The 17159-nt window shown below is 44.1% G+C and carries 18 protein-coding genes; 13 read left to right on the plus strand and 5 right to left on the minus strand.

The annotated features are described in order from the left end of the window. Nucleotides 1–6 precede the first annotated feature (6 nt). Nucleotides 7–438 (minus strand): tripartite tricarboxylate transporter TctB family protein, encoded by a 432-nt coding sequence (locus BDE27_RS17220; protein WP_099132030.1) that lies wholly within the window; start codon nt 436–438, stop codon nt 7–9. A gap of 13 nt (nt 439–451) precedes the next feature. Further along, nucleotides 452–1426: a Bug family tripartite tricarboxylate transporter substrate binding protein gene (locus tag BDE27_RS17225; RefSeq protein WP_222941512.1), complete on the minus strand. Its 975-nt coding sequence runs from the start codon at nt 1424–1426 to the stop codon at nt 452–454. 284 nt (nt 1427–1710) lie between these two features. Here BDE27_RS17225 and tctD point away from each other — a divergent pair, with 284 nt between their 5' ends. After that, nucleotides 1711–2376 (plus strand): transcriptional regulator TctD, encoded by a 666-nt coding sequence (tctD, locus tag BDE27_RS17230; protein WP_099132028.1) that lies wholly within the window; start codon nt 1711–1713, stop codon nt 2374–2376. Further along, nucleotides 2376–3809: a sensor histidine kinase gene (locus BDE27_RS17235; RefSeq protein WP_099132027.1), complete on the plus strand. Its 1434-nt coding sequence runs from the start codon at nt 2376–2378 to the stop codon at nt 3807–3809. Before tctD ends, BDE27_RS17235 begins: the two co-directional genes overlap by 1 nt. On the opposite strand, the gene BDE27_RS17240 is transcribed toward BDE27_RS17235, so the two are convergent. Then, nucleotides 3759–4661, minus strand: a complete 903-nt coding sequence (locus BDE27_RS17240; RefSeq protein ID WP_099132026.1) for a DMT family transporter — start codon at nt 4659–4661, stop codon at nt 3759–3761. The two genes, BDE27_RS17235 and BDE27_RS17240, sit on opposite strands and share 51 nt — an antisense overlap. 149 nt (nt 4662–4810) lie before the next feature. Between BDE27_RS17240 and BDE27_RS17245 the strand changes: the two genes are divergently transcribed. The 11 genes from BDE27_RS17245 to BDE27_RS17295 all read left to right on the plus strand — a co-directional run bounded on the left by BDE27_RS17245 (nt 4811) and on the right by BDE27_RS17295 (nt 15316). Then, nucleotides 4811–5590 (plus strand): AraC family transcriptional regulator, encoded by a 780-nt coding sequence (locus BDE27_RS17245; protein ID WP_099132025.1) that lies wholly within the window; start codon nt 4811–4813, stop codon nt 5588–5590. Between the two features lie 73 nt (nt 5591–5663). After that, the gene (gene pdxB, locus BDE27_RS17250; protein WP_099132024.1) at nt 5664–6791 is read left to right on the plus strand and encodes a 4-phosphoerythronate dehydrogenase PdxB; all 1128 of its coding nucleotides are present in this window, start codon (nt 5664–5666) and stop codon (nt 6789–6791) included. Nucleotides 6792–6845: 54 nt separating this feature from the next. Beyond that, on the plus strand, nt 6846–7856 hold the full coding sequence (locus BDE27_RS17255; protein ID WP_099132023.1) for an aspartate-semialdehyde dehydrogenase: 1011 nt from the start codon (nt 6846–6848) through the stop codon (nt 7854–7856). After that, a complete protein-coding gene (gene truA, locus BDE27_RS17260; RefSeq protein WP_099132022.1) occupies nt 7856–8689 on the plus strand; it encodes a tRNA pseudouridine(38-40) synthase TruA in 834 nt (277 codons plus the stop codon). Before BDE27_RS17255 ends, truA begins: the two co-directional genes overlap by 1 nt. 70 nt (nt 8690–8759) lie before the next feature. Further along, on the plus strand, nt 8760–9458 hold the full coding sequence (locus BDE27_RS17265; protein WP_099132021.1) for a DedA family protein: 699 nt from the start codon (nt 8760–8762) through the stop codon (nt 9456–9458). Nucleotides 9459–9583: 125 nt separating this feature from the next. Next, nucleotides 9584–10531 (plus strand): acetyl-CoA carboxylase, carboxyltransferase subunit beta, encoded by a 948-nt coding sequence (gene accD / locus BDE27_RS17270; RefSeq protein ID WP_099132020.1) that lies wholly within the window; start codon nt 9584–9586, stop codon nt 10529–10531. Then, nucleotides 10524–11828: a bifunctional tetrahydrofolate synthase/dihydrofolate synthase gene (gene folC, locus BDE27_RS17275; protein ID WP_099132019.1), complete on the plus strand. Its 1305-nt coding sequence runs from the start codon at nt 10524–10526 to the stop codon at nt 11826–11828. Before accD ends, folC begins: the two co-directional genes overlap by 8 nt. Then, nucleotides 11818–12501: a cell division protein DedD gene (gene dedD, locus BDE27_RS17280; RefSeq protein WP_099132018.1), complete on the plus strand. Its 684-nt coding sequence runs from the start codon at nt 11818–11820 to the stop codon at nt 12499–12501. Before folC ends, dedD begins: the two co-directional genes overlap by 11 nt. A gap of 140 nt (nt 12502–12641) precedes the next feature. After that, complete coding sequence (gene cvpA / locus BDE27_RS17285) at nt 12642–13130, plus strand: colicin V production protein (RefSeq protein WP_099132017.1); 489 nt, start codon at nt 12642–12644, stop codon at nt 13128–13130. A gap of 32 nt (nt 13131–13162) precedes the next feature. Next, nucleotides 13163–14680 (plus strand): amidophosphoribosyltransferase, encoded by a 1518-nt coding sequence (gene purF, locus BDE27_RS17290; protein ID WP_099132016.1) that lies wholly within the window; start codon nt 13163–13165, stop codon nt 14678–14680. A gap of 45 nt (nt 14681–14725) precedes the next feature. Then, nucleotides 14726–15316: a UbiX family flavin prenyltransferase gene (locus BDE27_RS17295; protein ID WP_099132015.1), complete on the plus strand. Its 591-nt coding sequence runs from the start codon at nt 14726–14728 to the stop codon at nt 15314–15316. 63 nt (nt 15317–15379) lie between these two features. On the opposite strand, the gene BDE27_RS17300 is transcribed toward BDE27_RS17295, so the two are convergent. Together BDE27_RS17300 and BDE27_RS17305 are read right to left on the minus strand one after the other, a co-directional pair. Next, on the minus strand, nt 15380–16300 hold the full coding sequence (locus BDE27_RS17300) for a TIGR01777 family oxidoreductase (RefSeq protein WP_099132014.1): 921 nt from the start codon (nt 16298–16300) through the stop codon (nt 15380–15382). A gap of 148 nt (nt 16301–16448) precedes the next feature. Next, a complete protein-coding gene (locus tag BDE27_RS17305; RefSeq protein WP_099132013.1) occupies nt 16449–17069 on the minus strand; it encodes a glutathione binding-like protein in 621 nt (206 codons plus the stop codon). Between the last annotated feature and the right edge of the window lie 90 nt (nt 17070–17159).

The following is a 17159-nucleotide window of genomic DNA, read 5'->3' on the forward strand; positions in this document are numbered from 1 at the left end:
GTCTCCTTAGCTGAGCCAACTGCCGACGGGCAGTGTGACCTCTAACAGACGATCAAAGGCAAAAAAGAGCGAACTGCCGAGAAATATCCCAGAAATAATCGCGGCAAGAAGAGTAGCGTTAAAGAGTAGTGCCACACAGATAGTCAATAATGTGGTTGCTAGTGGAAAACCCAACCACTCAAATGACCATGCATAAATGGTTAGTGTGGCAATCAATAAAATTAAGCGACGTAACACTTGTGGTGTCGGCCAGTAAATAGGATCAGGTTTTTTAAACAGCAACAATAAAGCACAGAGTGCCATTAGTGAAATAATCGCAATTGGAAATGGACGAGGACCCAGAGGTTCATAGCTATATTCGCTATGGATACCCCATCCAATCACCAACCCTATTCCACATAGCACTAGCCATACAGTAGCAAAGATACGATCGCTCATGATGCTACCCCTGTTATTTTGCTAAACCAAAGGATTTGGCCATTTCATGATATTGAATAACTTGTTTTTTCACATAGTCATCCAGCTCTTTGCCAGTCATATTGAATTCAAATAACCCGCGCAGTTCACGTTGTTTTTTGAATTCGTCAGTTTGTTGGAGTTTTTTAAAGGTATCTACCCACCATTGATATTGTTCATCAGAAACTTTTGGCCCTATATAAAAACCGCGAATAATTGGCCAAACAAGGTCATAACCCTGTTCTTTTGCTGTTGGAATTTTTGCCAGATCACCATCCAGACGTTTATCTGCATAAACAGCGAGTATGCGAATTTTATTGCCATTGAGATAAGGTAAAGTTTCACTTAGATCACCGGATACGACCTGAATATGATTACCCAGCAGGGCAGTAATAGGTTCTCCGCCACCTTCAAACGCGACATAGCGCATTTTGCGGGGATCAATACCGACCTCTTTTGCCAGTAATGCGGTTTTCATCCAGTCTTGACTACCGATGGAAGCACCTGCGCCAAACACAATACTATCGGGAGATTTTTTAAAAGCCTCCATCAAATCTGTCAGTGTTTTGTAAGGAGAATCATCGCGTACAGCAATCATACCGTAGTCTGTGCCGACACTGGCTAGCCAGCGTACATCATTGACGTTGTAGCGACCAAATTTACCTTGCGCAAGATTCAATAAGGAACCCCCAGAGAAGGCAACGATAGTGCCGGGTTCACCAGGCCGCTGGGCAATAATGGCATTATAGGCAACCGCACCGACACCTCCGGGCATAAATGTCACTCTCATGGGAGAGTCGATAGTTTTGGTTTCTAATAGTGAAATTTGGATGAGTTTACAGGTTAAATCAAAGCCTCCACCAGGTTTGGCTGGTGCAATACATTCGGTTCTATTGGGAGTAGAAGTTGCAAAAGCGCAGGCACAAATAAACAGGCTTGCAGCGGTTAATAACGTTTTAAAAGTTCTCATTTTTATTCCTCACATAGCACCAGTAAAGGATATGAATAACAAATTTCTGGTGCATGTTTATTTATAAAAACGAAACCTTTCAATTACCTTTCATTAACAACAAAAGTTGTCTGGATGTGACCTTAATCGCTTAATTTGCGTAGTGTTTTACATAATCTTGTTAATTGTTTGTTTGTATTAATATTTTTTTGTTAACCCCTAAGCAATTGCTGAATCTTAATATTGCAATTATGCGATATCTCCGTTTTATTTCTCTGGTTAATTTTTAACAATAGGTATTATTCATGCGGCTCTTATTGGTTGAAGATCACCCAGAATTATCACATTGGTTACAAAAAGCATTGAATAATGCTGGGTTTGTGGTTGATTTGGCGAAAGATGGTATTGTGGCAGATCAGCTTTTGCAGACTGAAAATTATGCCTTGTTGATTCTGGATGTGGCTTTACCCAGATTGGATGGCTTGTCTCTGTTATTGCGGTTGCGTAAGCGTGGTCAAAACTTACCCGTACTGTTATTAACTGCCAAAACAGAGGTTACGGATCGTGTGAAAGGATTGAACTCTGGTGCTGATGACTATTTGACCAAGCCTTTTGATTTTCAAGAGCTGGAAGCGCGTGTTCGTGCATTGTTGCGTCGTAGTTCAGCTATACCACAAGAGGAACAGAAATTTGGTTCATTATCTTATGAAGGCGAAGGGTATTTTGTATTGAACAATGTCCCGTTGGCACTGACCCCCAGAGAGCTATCTGTTTTAACAACACTATTTCATCGTCGAGGGCGTCCGGTCTCTAAACAACAACTGTTTGAACAGGTATTCTCCCTATCGGATGAGGCGAATCCACAAAGCATAGAACTGTATGTTCATCGGTTGCGGAAAAAATTACTCAACAGTGATGTAGAGATCAGGACATTGCGTGGGTTGGGATATCGGTTGGAGAGACTGGTATAATGAAATATCTCAAAATACCACGGTTGTTATTCCACCAATTGTTGCTGTTCTTTGGTGTACCTCTACTGTTACTGGGCTGTGCTTCTGTTTATAGTCAGTATATTAGTGTGAGAAATGCCGCAATGCTGGCTTATGACAGAACTCTGCTTGCATCAGCAAGAACAGTCGCTGAACGCTTGTCTGTTCGGGATCATAACTTGATCGTTGATGTACCTTATGTTGTCTTGGACAGTTTCGAGCGCAATACAAATGATCGCCTGTACTATCAGGTTATCTCGCCGGAAGGAAAGACGATTTCCGGTTATGATGACCTTCCTCGGATACCGCAGAACATCCAGCGTTCATCCTTGTATACAGCATTAGCCTATTTTTATAATGCGGAATACAAGGGGCAACCTATACGTGTAGTGGGATTGTATCAACCGGTCAATGAAGGCAACATCATGGGGATGGCGTTGATATTGGTGGCAGAAACTGTGAATTCTCGCCAATATATGGCTAACCAATTGTTGTTATCTTCGTTGGTTAATCAGGGGGCAGTCGTATTATTGACATTACTCCTTGCTTACATTCTGCTCAAACTTCTGCTTAAACCGTTACGAAAACTTTCAGGCATTATGAGCCTCCGTTCTGCTAATGATCTAACACCATTACCAAATATTTTACCGTGGTCAGAACTTGCTCCATTACTGCAATCGTTTAACCGATATATTGGGCGGTTGGAATTAATGGTTGGACGCCAAGAGCGATTCAGTGCGGACGCTTCTCATCAATTGAGAACACCTTTAGCGGTATTGAAAACACAGGTTGCAGTAGCATGTGGCAGTCAAGATCCAGAACAAAGGGATAATATACTGACGGCGATTGATAAGAGTTTGGATAACATGATATTACTGACTGATCGCCTATTGCAACTTTCACAGCTTAAAGTGCATGAAAAAGAAGCAATACAAAATTATCAGCCAGTCAATATCGTGGAACTATTGCAACAAGTCTGTTTTTCTCGTTTACAGCCAGCAGAAAGCAAAAATATTGATTTAGGTTACGAAGGGGAAGATGTGTTATGGATCAGGGGAGATCCCCTATTGTTAGCCGAAATGTGTGCCAATTTGCTGGATAATGCCATCAAATATACCCCGCAAATGGGAGTGGTGACGGGAAGAGTAAACATAATGGCAGATAAAAAACAGGCTTTCCTTGAGATCGATGATTCAGGACCGGGTATCGATCAAAAAGATATTTGTCAATCGCTTATGGCGTTTAACCGATTGGACAACGCTGCTGGGCTGGAGGGGACGGGATTAGGGTTGACTATTGTTAAAGAAATCTGCCGATACCACAATGCCACTCTCCAGCTTTTACCCAGTGAGGTATTGGGTGGATTATTGGTGAGAATTATATTCGGGCTTTCTATGAGTGAGCGGGATGCGTAACTGTTGCGCAAGTATCACACCAACTAAAACAATACCTCCTCCAATTAAGTGGTAACTGTGCATTTCTTCATGGAGAGCCACGATAGCAATGATGGCAGTAAATACGGGCGCCAGATTCATAAAAATAGAAGTCATGTTTGCTCCAATGCGAATGACACCTTGTATCCACAAATAGGGTGCAAGAATGGATGCGGGAATGCCGGCAAACAGAACAAGAGAAATATTATCGGCGGTTAACTGAATATCATCTGTCATCATAAAATTGGGTAAAAGCAATAAAACGCCAAACCCAATTTGTACATAGAGTGATTGCCAGTTGGGTAATGGAATTGCCCAGCGTTTGGTTAAAACCCCATACAAGGCATAAGAAGCTGCTGCAATAAACATCATCACTTCTCCAATACCCAGACCGTGTTGCAATAAGGAAGATGGCTTCCCTTTGCTGACTAACCACACAAGGCCGAATAGAGACAGCACGGTGCCGAGGGTGATACCAACAGTAGGGGCAGCCCGCAAGGCAAAGATGCTGATAATGACAGTTAATAATGGTATCAATGAAGTGAAAATGCCGATGATTGTCGCGCTGACAGTGTGGGCTGCATAATAGGCCAGGCTTTGGTTAAGCACCATGCCCAGAGAACCCAAAATCAATAATTTCCACCAATATTGAGCAACGATTTTCCGCTGCTTCAGGATTGGCAATAAGATAAAAGGCGTCAGGGCCAGAAAGGCAATAAACCATCGGTAGAAAGCAATTGCAGCCGGTTCAATAAGGGTGGCAGCCGCTTTACTGACAACGGCATTGATTGACCAGATCAGCACAGCGACAAAGGGGAATAATAAATTCTTCATTAGGCTGGATATTTATGTAAGTGTTTCGTCTATTTAGTTTAGCAATGACCAATTTATTATATATATTGATAATCAGACAACAGATATGGCAATTAAGACAAGATATTTACCCTTTATTATTTTATGGATAAAAGATTACGGGAGTAAAAATGGTAGAACGGGTGGAGAGGAATCAAGCTATATTTCAACCAATCATGCCAGATATACTCTCTTTTCGTGATGAAATATTGAATGCTGATACTGAATGTCAGTTACAGACGCATCCTTTTGGTCAATTAATTTATGTAGTTTGTGGCGTGATGGAAATACAGGTGAGAAAGCAGCGTTTTCTTGCTCCACCAGAGTTTTGTATCTGGATACCGAAAAATGCGGCCCATTCGAGTTATAACCGGAAGGCATTGCGATTTTGGATAATTGATATTTCCCCCCAACGGACGGATACCTTACCACAACAACCTTGTATTATTCGATTGAGTGGCATCTTTAATGCCATTATGGTGGATTTTTTTGAACGAAAGATCTGGCAGCCGGAAACAGAAAAAGATCGGCGGTTAGCACAAATATTGATTGATCAGTTGGAATTGTCACCAAGGCAGTGTACCTACTTACCTTCTTCAAAAGATAAGTTGCTCGCTCCAGTATTACAGATGTTAGAACGCAATCCGGCGGATAATACCTCTTTAGCTGAGTGGGCCAAAAAGCGTTATACCTCAGAGAGAACTTTATCGCGGCGCTGTAAGCAGGAGTTAGGAATGTCATTTAGTGAATGGCGGCAGCGGCTGCGTTTTCTGTATTCCATATCCTTATTAGAACAGGGGAAAAGTATTCACGAAATCGCGTTTGATATGGGGTATAGCTCATCATCAGCTTTCATCGCCATGTTTCAGCAGATTGCGGGCACAACGCCAGAACGTTTCAGAAAAGGGTAAGGGCATATAGGTTTTATGTGGATAAAATGGCAGAATAGTGGATCACGCCCATTTAAGCCATTGGATGAGAAAAGTGAAAATCTTAGTTGATGAAAATATGCCTTATGCTGAGCAACTCTTCCAGCAATTAGGTGAAGTGCAGGCAATTCCGGGGCGTCCAGTGCCTGAGGGAATTTTGGAACATGCTGATGCCTTTATGGTTCGATCTGTCACTAAAGTCAATGAGTCTTTATTGCAAGGCAGTTCGGTGAAATTTGTTGGAACTGCCACTGCGGGAATGGATCATGTTGATCAGCAATGGTTATCTCAGGCAGGGATTGGTTTTTCCGCTGCTCCTGGATGTAACGCCATTGCCGTGGTTGAATATGTATTCTCGGCATTGATGCTATTGGCTGAGCAAGATCAATTTCAGCTTAAAGATAAAACGGTCGGTATTGTCGGTGTTGGCAATGTCGGAGGGCGATTAGCTGATCGACTGGCGGCTTTGGGCGTGAAGACGTTATTATGCGATCCCCCCCGTGCAGATCGTGGTGATGAGGGGGAGTTTTGGTCTTTGGAAAAATTAGTTCAAGAAGCAGATATTCTGACTTTCCATACACCTCTTAATGACTCTGGTCCGTACCAGACTTATCATTTAGCTGATGCAGAATTACTTTCTGCATTACCGGACAACCGTATTTTGATTAATGCCAGCCGTGGTGAGGTGGTTGATAATCAAGCGTTACTTTCCGTGCTACAAAATGGGAAAAAGTTACGTGTAGTGCTTGATGTTTGGGAACCAGAGCCTAACCTTTCTCTACCCCTGTTAGCGTTGGTTGATATTGCAACTCCACATATTGCTGGTTATACCTTGGAAGGCAAAGCACGGGGTACAACTCAGGTTTTTGAGGCCTATTGTGAATTCTTGGGGCAATCTCGCCAGACGGAGTTGGCTGATCTGTTGCCGACACCAGATTTTAATCAAGTCACAGTGCAGGGGGAAGTGACACAAAGTCTCCTCAAGCGTTTAATGCATTTAGTGTATGATGTGCGCCGTGATGATGCGCCCTTACGTCAGGTTGCGGATCAGGAAGGTGCTTTTGATCGATTACGCAAATACTATCCAGAACGTCGGGAATGGTCTTCCCTGACCGTGCATTGTGACTCAGAAGAGAGTGCTCAATTACTGTCCAGAATTGGGTTTAATGCAAAAGTGATTTAATACAGGCAGGGATCCCTGTCTGTCAGCAAAATAAGAGAAGTGGAGAGAACCAACATGTCAGAAGGTTGGAATATTGCGCTTTTGGGTGCAACGGGCGCAGTAGGTGAAGCGATATTGGCGTTATTACAGGAACGTCAATTTCCGGTTGGTGAACTGCATCTTCTTGCCAGTGAACAAAGTGTTGGAAAGATCCAGCGTTTTAACGGAAAAAACATCACGGTTCGTGATGCGGCAGAATTTGACTGGTCACAGGTACAACTCGCTTTTTTTGCCGCGACGATGGAAATAACTGCACAACATATTGAAAAAGCAACAGAATCTGGTTGCCTGGTGATTGATAGCAGCGGCTTGTTTGCAGCAGAGCCAGATGTGCCTCTGGTTGTTCCTGGCGTTAACCCTTATGCATTGGCTGAATATCGTAACCGTAACATCATTGCTGTGGCAGATAGCTCAACGAGTCAGGTTCTGACCGCCATCAAGCCATTGATCGATACGGCGGGCATTGCCCGTTTACATTTGACCAATATATTGCCAGTTTCTGTTCATGGCAAAGCAGCCATTGATGATTTGGCAGGGCAGAGTGCGCGTTTATTGAATGGAATTCCACCGGATGAAGGCCGTTTCAGCAAACAATTGGCTTTCAATGTGCTGCCGTTGTTGCCTGATGCTGAAGGTGTGGTGCGCGAAGAGCGTCGTATTGTCGATCAAATTCGCAAAGTACTACAAGAGGAAGGATTGCCGGTTTCCGTAAACTGTGTCCAATCTTCGGTTTTCTATGGCACTGCCCAAATGGTGAATTTGGAAACGCTGCGTCCGGTTGGCATAGAAGAAGCCCGTAGTGAATTTGAACGCCTTGAAGATATTCAGGTTTCAGAAGAGGGGGATTATCCGACTCAGGTCACTGATGCTTCGGGCAGTGATAGCTTGAGCATAGGCTGTCTGCGCAATGACTATGGTATGCCAGAGATGCTGCAATTCTGGTCAGTTGCCGATAATATCCGTTTTGGTGGCGCTTTGATGGCAGTTGAGATCGCCGAGAAACTGATGCAGGAGCAATTTTACTGATGTCTGATACAGAGCTGAGTCAGTCTGTGCCAGAGGCAGAAAAAGTGAAAATTGCACTGGGGATTGAATATGACGGCAGTCGATATTATGGTTGGCAGCGTCAGCAAGAAGTGAAAAGCGTACAGGAATGCCTGGAAAAAGCCCTGTCGAAAGTCGCGAATGAGCCGATCTCAGTTTTTTGTGCGGGTAGAACGGATGCAGGAGTACATGCGACTGGGCAGGTCGTGCATTTTGAAACCTCGGCCCAACGTAAAGATGCTGCATGGACAATGGGGGTAAATACCCATTTGCCACCAAATATTGCAGTACGTTGGGTTAAAACGGTGGATGATGAATTCCATGCCCGTTTTAGCGCAACCGCTCGCCGTTATCGCTATGTGATTTTTAACCATCGCTATCGTCCGGCGGTATTGGCGCACGGCGTCACGCATTTTCATTATCCATTGGATGAGAAAAAAATGCATGAAGCGGCACAGAGCTTATTGGGAGAAAATGACTTCACCTCTTTCCGGGCAGTGCAGTGCCAGTCTAATTCACCGTGGCGCAATGTGATGCATGTTAACGTTAGTCGATACGGGCATTATATTGTCGTGGACATTAAGGCGAATGCTTTCGTTCATCACATGGTACGCAATATCGTTGGCAGCTTACTGGAGATTGGTTGCGGTAACCAGGATATTGGCTGGATGGCTGAACTATTGGCATTAAAAGACAGGACAAAAGCGGCAGCAACTGCTAAGGCTGAAGGCTTATATTTAGTTGCTGTGGATTATCCTGAGCGTTTTGGTTTACCTGAACCAATTATGGGGCCTCTGTTTCTGGAAAATGATTAGTTTCTGGCAAATCATTTAATCTGATATTTTCGAATAGTGACAGGGATGTTTGGTCATAACGAGGAATATTATGGAGTTTTTGACTCATTTTGTTGATTTTGCGAAATTCATTGTCGATTTTATCTTACACATTGATGCTCATTTAGCTGAATTGGTTGCTAGTTATGGTGATTGGGTTTATGGCATCCTATTTCTGATTATATTTTGTGAAACAGGCTTGGTGGTCACGCCATTTTTGCCAGGGGACTCCTTGCTGTTTGTGGCTGGCGCACTATCTGCATTAGATACCAATGATCTGAATGTACACATTATGGTGGCTTTGATGATTACGGCCGCGATTATTGGTGATGCTATCAACTATACCATTGGCAGAATTTTTGGTGAGAAATTATTTACCAATCCCAATTCAAAGATTTTTCGCCGCAGTTATTTAGATAAGACTCATGAGTTTTATGAAAAACATGGTGGTAAAGCAATAATCTTGGCTCGGTTTGTGCCAATTGTTAGAACGTTTGCACCGTTTGTGGCAGGAATGGGGAAAATGTCTTACCGCCACTTTGCTGCTTATAATGTAATCGGTGCATTTATCTGGGTGCTATTATTCACTTATGCCGGTTATTTATTTGGTGATATGCCAGTTATACAACAAAATCTGAAGTTATTGATTGTTGCAATTATTTTTATTTCTATTCTGCCTGGCATCATAGAAATTTGGCGTCATCGCCGCGCTGCATCGAAAAAAGCAGCAGGCAGTGCAGTAGATAGATAAATAGAAGATAGATAAACCGTAAACAGGTTTGAGCAGTTTTTTATCCACACTGCAATAGCATTGTGGTTTAATGGCACGTAAAACAAAAGCTGGCAGCAGCCAGATTCAGACGGAAAGGTTCATTAATGAGCTGGATTGAAAAGATTCTAAACAAAAGCAAAATTATACAAACTCGTAAGGCAAGCATCCCTGAAGGAGTTTGGACAAAATGCGACAGTTGCAGTCAGGTACTTTATCGTGCTGAATTAGAGCGTAATCTTGAAGTGTGTCCAAAATGTGACCACCACATGCGCATTTCAGCCCGTAAGAGATTGCATTCATTTTTGGATGAAGGTACTGGCACAGAATTAGGCAGTGAACTGGAACCCAAAGATACCCTGAAATTCCGCGATATCAAAAAATATAAAGATCGCTTAGTTGCAGCCCAGAAGCAGACGCAAGAAAAAGATGCACTCATCGTTATGAAGGGTAAGCTGCATGATATGCCAGTTGTGGCTGGTGCCTTTGAGTTCAATTTTATGGGGGGTTCAATGGGGTCTGTGGTTGGCGCTCGTTTTGTGCGTGCTGTTGAGCAGGCTCTGGAAGACAACTGTCCATTTGTCTGTTTTGCTTCCAGTGGCGGGGCGCGTATGCAGGAAGCGTTGATGTCACTGATGCAGATGGCAAAAACCAGTGCTGCGCTGGCAAAAATGCAACATCGTGGTTTGCCTTATATCTGTGTGTTGACCAACCCAACAATGGGTGGGGTAACGGCAAGTATGGGTATGCTGGGTGATATCAATATCGCTGAACCTAAGGCATTGATTGGCTTTGCGGGTCCTCGTGTCATCGAGCAGACTGTGCGTGAAAAATTACCGGAAGGTTTCCAGCGCAGTGAATTCTTGTTGGAGAAAGGTGCGATTGATATGATCGTGCGTCGTCCAGACATGCGCGATAAGGTTGCCAGCCTGCTTGCCATGTTGACCCACAAACCCCATCCGGGCACAAAAGCAGAGCCAGTAGAAGCAATCGTTGTTGATTCTGCCGATGTCGAAGCTGATATAAACATCAATCCTAATAAAGAAGATGTCTGATATTTCACAAATTCCTCAAGCCACGTCGCCACTGATGACGTGGCTTTCCTATCTGGGAAACCTGCATACCAAAGCCATTGATATGGGGCTTGAACGTGTGGGTAAACTGGGTCGCCAGTTAGGCTTATTGAACCCGGCTCCAAAAGTTATCACAGTATCAGGCACCAATGGCAAGGGAACCACCTGTCATAGCCTGGAATCTATTTTTCTGGCTGCAGGGCTTAAAGTCGGCGTGTATAGTTCCCCGCACTTAGTACGCTACACCGAAAGGGTGCGTATTCAGGGGAAAGAACCCGCGGAACAAGACTTTTGCCGTGTATTTGCTGCGATTGAAGCTCAACGTGGCGACATCTCATTAACCTATTTTGAATATGGGACGTTGGCAGCATTACAGCTTTTTAAAGAAGCGAAACTTGATGTTGTGATTTTGGAAGTTGGTCTGGGTGGGCGTTTGGATGCCACCAATATCGTTGATGCCGATATTGCCGCAATCACCAGTATTGCATTGGATCATACAGATTGGTTGGGCGCAGATCGCGAACACATTGGTCGTGAAAAAGCGGGTATTTTCCGCCGTGAACATTTTGCGGTGGTGGGTGAATATGATATGCCTCACTCAATTGCTGAAGTTGCGGATGAATTAGGCGCTAAGCTCTTTCGTCGTGGGATTGATTGGCATTTCTCACAGCGTGAAAATAGCTGGAACTGGTTAAGCGGTAAGCAACAATTCAATGAGTTACCTTTACCTAATTTGCCGTTGGCAAATGCCGCGACTGCAATGGGAGTGATACATTGCTTGTTGCAGCAGGATGACAAAATCAGCCGAGCCATTAATGAACAAGCGATCTGTGCAGGGTTAAGAAATGCGCAATTACCGGGGCGTTTCCAAATTGTCAGGGAAAATCCGTTAGTCATTTTGGATGTGGCTCATAATCCACATGCTGCGGGCTATCTAGTGCAAAAACTGGCCGAACTTCCTCGCTTACCAGACAGTAAGATCCGTGGTGTAGTTGGCATGTTGGGAGATAAAGACATAGCAGGTACACTTGCTTGCCTTTCCCAACAGATTGATGAGTGGTATTGCGCATCATTGCATGAATTGAGGGGAACAGAGGCCGAAGTACTATCTGGACATCTTGTGCAGGCTCGGACTCGGACATTCTCCGAAGTAAAAACAGCCTGGCAGCAGGCAATGGAAGATGCATCGGTGCAAGATATTATCGTGGTTTGTGGCTCTTTCCACACTGTCGCACATGTCATGGAAGCACTGGAGGAGGGCAAGGAAAGTGGCCAGTAAATTCCAAAATCGCTTGGTGGGTGTCATCGTTCTTGTCGCATTGGGCGTGATTGTCCTGCCCATGATTTTTGATGGTGATAAGAAATATAACGAAGAGCAATTTGCTTCGATTCCTTTGGTGCCAAAACCTGGTGATGAAGAAGATGTTGACTCGATTCCTCCATTGACACAAAACATGCCATCTACACCGCCAGAAGGTGCTGCACAAGCAATGCAATCACAGGAGCAAGAGCCAGATATAGACATGTTGTCCAGGCCATCGCCTTCAGAGCCAATAACAGCGCCTCCTGTCACTGTTACTCAAAATCCTAAAACAGCAGTGGAACCTGAGCCATCTCCTCAACAGAAAGCGGAAACTAAGCCACAGGTTAAACCTGAACCTCGTGTTGAAAGCAAGCCAGAAACTAAAAAGCCAACAGAACAGCCTCCTCAGGCAACAGCATATGTTGTTCAGCTTGGTGCGTTAAAAAATGCGGATAAGGTTGACGAAATAGTGGCAAGGCTGCGTCTTTCTGGGCACCAGGTATATACAGTTCCTTCTTCCCCGGTACAGGGACAATTAACCCGAATCTATGTAGGACCGAATGCATCAAGGCAGGCACTGGAATCTGTTTTGTCCGAATTAAGGGAACTTACGGGATTACAAGGGCAGATCAAAAATTATAAGCCATAATCTGATTGGCACAGCAAATGCTGTTTGTTTACCTGTCGAAAATTATTTTCAGTAGAGTGATGAATCTACTACGCAAACGTTTTCGTTTTCTGTTAGAATGCGCCCGACCTGAATGTCGGGAGCCTGTTTTGGATTAAAATATGGTCTGGATTGATTATACGATCATTGCCATCATTGGTTTTTCGGCACTGGTTAGCTTGATTCGTGGTTTTGTTCGCGAAGCGCTTTCCCTGATAACGTGGGGCTGTGCTTTCTTTGTTGCGAGCCATTTCTATACTTATCTGGCGGCTTATTTTACCCGCCTTGAGGATGAACTGGTGCGCAATGGGGTAGCGATTGCTATCTTATTTATTGCAACACTGATTGTTGGCGCAGTAGTAAACTATGTCATTGGTTCACTTGTTCAGCGAACGGGCCTGTCAGGCACTGATCGGGTTCTGGGGATCTGCTTTGGCGCCTTGCGTGGTGTCTTGGTGGTGTCTGCTATTTTGTTTATTGCGGACTCTTTCACGCCACTACCCAAAAGTCAGGATTGGCAACAATCACAACTGATCCCACAATTTAGTCAAATTATCAGGTGGTTTTTTGACTACCTACAAAGTGCGTCGAGTTTCCTGCCGGAGAGATAACGCTCTCCGCTTGGCTGATGAGGAAAGGCTACATGTGCGGTATTGTCGGTATCGTCGGTTTTACACCGGTTAACCAGTCGATTTATGATGCATTGACGGTGCTTCAGCACCGTGGGCAAGATGCAGCAGGTATTGCAACTATTGATGGTAACAATGGGTTTCGTTTACGTAAGGCTAATGGTTTGGTCAAGGATGTGTTTGAAACACGGCACATGTTACGTTTACAGGGAACCGTCGGCATTGGGCATGTCCGTTATCCTACGGCGGGCAGTTCCAGTGCATCTGAAGCGCAGCCCTTTTATGTGAATTCTCCTTTTGGTATCACGTTGGCACATAACGGCAATCTGACAAACGCACATGAATTGAAAAAAATGCTGTTTGAAAATGCCCGCCGTCATGTCAACACAACCTCAGATTCTGAAATTCTACTGAATATTTTTGCCAATGAATTGGCCCAATTTCCCCATTTCCCCTTAGAGCCTGATGATATTTTCTCGGCAGTCTCAAAAATGCACAAAAAAATTCGTGGAGCTTACGCTTGTGTTGCCATGATTATTGGGCATGGGGTAGTGGCTTTTCGTGATCCACATGGCATTCGCCCTCTGGTGTTGGGAAAGAAAACACTGAAAGATGGTCGCAATGAATACATGGTGGCATCGGAAAGTGTGGCGCTGGATACATTGGGTTTTGAGTTCCTGCGTGATGTGGCTTCTGGGGAAGCGATTTATATTACTGAAAATGGGCAATTGTTTACTCGCCAGTGCACAGAAAATCCGTCATTAACACCTTGTTTGTTTGAATTTGTCTATTTCGCTCGTCCAGATTCCTTTATTGACAAGGTTTCGGTATATAACGCCCGGTTGCGGATGGGGCGGAAATTGGGGGAAAAAATTGCCCGTGAATGGGAAGACTTACATATTGATGTCGTTATTCCCGTACCGGAAACCTCTTGTGATATCGCCCTGGAAATCGCCCATATTCTGGATAAACCCTATCGTCAGGGATTTGTCAAAAACCGTTATGTAGGGCGTACCTTTATCATGCCAGGTCAGCAGGAGCGACGTAAATCTGTTCGTCGTAAACTGAATGCTAATCGCGCTGAATTCCGGGGTAAGAATGTTTTGCTGGTGGATGATTCCATAGTGCGTGGAACCACTTCTGAACAGATTGTTGAACTGGCGCGTGAAGCGGGAGCTAAGAAAGTCTATTTTGCTTCGGCGGCACCGGAAGTTCGCTTCCCGAATGTTTATGGTATTGATATGCCAAATGCCAATGAACTGATTGCTCACGGCCGGGAAGTGGATGAAATTCGTCAGATCATTGGTGCCGATGCCCTGATATACCAAAACCTCCACGATCTTGTCCAGGCTGTCAGGGAAGAAAACCCTGATATTGAAAAATTCGAATGCTCCGTATTCGATGGTATCTATGTCACGAAAGACATTGACCAGTGTTACCTCGACTATCTGGAAAACCTGCGCAAAGATGATGCCATGAAAGTGCGTGGCCAGAGCGAAATAGAGGATCTGGAAATATATAATGAAGGATAATATTGTTATTATCATGCAGTTATAGCCAGAATCTCAGGGGAAAACATGAAAAAATTGATTGTCGGACTGACCGGCGCGAGTGGTGCGATTTATGGTGTCAGGTTGCTGCAAGTTTTGCGACCAATAGAAGGCATTGAAACGCATTTAGTGATCAGTCAATCAGCCCGGCAGACTCTGGCATTGGAGACGGACTATACATTGCGAGATGTACAAGCTTTGGCAGATGTTGTACATGACAATCGTGATATTGCCGCATCCATTTCCTCTGGCTCTTTTAAAACATTGGGTATGGTGATTTTGCCTTGCTCCATAAAAACCCTATCAGGAATTGTGCATAGTTACACTGACGGCTTAATTACCCGTGCCGCAGATGTTGTTTTGAAAGAGAAGCGCAAACTCGTGTTGGGGGTGAGAGAAACCCCTTTGCACTTGGGGCACTTGAGATTAATGACGCAGGCAGCAGAAATTGGGGCGGTGATCATGCCACCTGTTCCGGCATTTTATCACCGTCCCGAACATATTCAGGATATTATCGACCAGACGGTTAACCGTGTGCTTGATCAATTTGATATTGACTTGCCAGAAGATCTGTTTAGCCGTTGGCAGGGTGTTAAGCCCATTGGATATGGCATATAAGTTGAGCCAATATGCTGTTGTGAGGAAACCACAACAGCATATCGTTTATTGCCCTATATTTGTTCAGGCTACATAAACATTGTCCCTTTCCTCTATTACATCTTGCAAGGCTTCTTCCAGTTGAAAATAACGGAAACCAAATCCGGCTTCTTCCAGTCTTTTGGGAATGGCTTGTTGACCCCCTAAGACTAACTCTGCGGCTTGTCCCATTATTGCTTTTAACACAAATGCAGGAATGCGCATAAAAGCAGGACGATGTAATACAATGGCGAGTGTGGCACTAAACAGCTCATTATGAACAGGGTAAGGAGATGTCATATTAAAGGGACCATAGAGATCAGGTGATACCAGCAAGTAATAAATACCATTGACCATGTCGTCAATGTGTATCCACGGCATATACTGCTTGCCAGTGCCGATTGCTCCTCCTAAACCTAACCGGAACAGTGGCAGCATTTTTTGCAGTGCGCCCCCTTTGGGAGCCAAGACAATGCCTGTACGTAACAGGCATACACGGGTTTTGTCACTTTGGGACTGTAGGGCAAGCTGTTCCCAACGTTCACAAAGCTGATGGGCAAATTCATTGTGAGGAAGAACGTTTTCGGTAACGACTGATTGCCCCTGGTTGCCGTAATAGCCAACGGCTGAACCGGAAATAAATACAGATGGCGGAGATTCACTGGCCTTGATTAGCCTGCTCAATTGTTCAGTGATCTGCCAGCGGCTTTGACAAAGTTTCTCTTTTTGTTTCGGTGTCCATCGTTTATTGATAATAGGCTCACCAGCAAGATTGATAACAGCATCAAAGCCATTAAGATCGTGTTGGTCATTTAGCGTTGTCCAACATTCAACGCGATCAGAAAACAGTGAATACACCTTTTGTGGTGAACGACTTAAAATGGTGATGGAATGGGAGAGAGAAATCAACTGACAGGTTAAGCGATGACCAATTAACCCTGTTCCCCCCGTAATTAAGATACGCATAGCCACCCCCTGTAACAAAAGATAATTGTGTATTGGACTATAACAAGGGATGACTTAAGTGGCAGCGAAATAGGCTGCTATCTGTTACCAATATCAAGTTTTATGGTGAAAAATCTCGCCATCAGATGAATTTATTACATATATGGAGTTAAGCTTCCTTATAGGCTGCTTGTGTTGCAGGGCGTTGGTTGATCTTATCCAGCCATTTAGCAACCGCCGGATAATCCTGTAGGTTGATTTTTTGGTGTTCATGACATCTCGCCCACGGATAAGTGGCAATATCTGCGATGCTATATTCGTCTCCTCCAAGATAAGCCGTTTTTTCCAGTTGGGTATTTAGCACCTTGTATAAACGTTTTGATTCTTCCACATAGCGATTAATGGCATAGGGTACAACTTCTGGAGCGTAGCGGTTGAAATGGTGATTTTGACCGAGCATTGGGCCAAAGCCAGCAACTTGCCAAAACAGCCATTGCAGTTGTGCGGTACGTTCACGCAAATCTTTGCTTAATAGCTGGCCTGTTTTGTTTGCCAGATAAAGTAAAATGGCCCCTGATTCGAAGATAGAGACAGGCTCTCCTCCATCGGTGGGTTGATGATCGACAATAGCCGGGATCTTGTTATTGGGTGAAACGGTGAGAAATTCAGGTTTGAACTGTTCGCCAGTGCTGATATTGATGGGATAGATAGTGTAAGGAATGCCGACTTCTTCAAGAAAAAAGGTGATTTTATAGCCATTTGGAGTTGGGGCATAGTATAGATCTATCATATAACCTCCAGCGATAATAACTTTCTGAAAAATGTAACGATGTTACCTTACCATCGTTTGTTTATAAATGTTATAAATTTACTGCAAAAA

This window comes from Xenorhabdus ehlersii (assembly GCF_003610465.1).
GTDB lineage: Bacteria > Pseudomonadota > Gammaproteobacteria > Enterobacterales > Enterobacteriaceae > Xenorhabdus > Xenorhabdus ehlersii.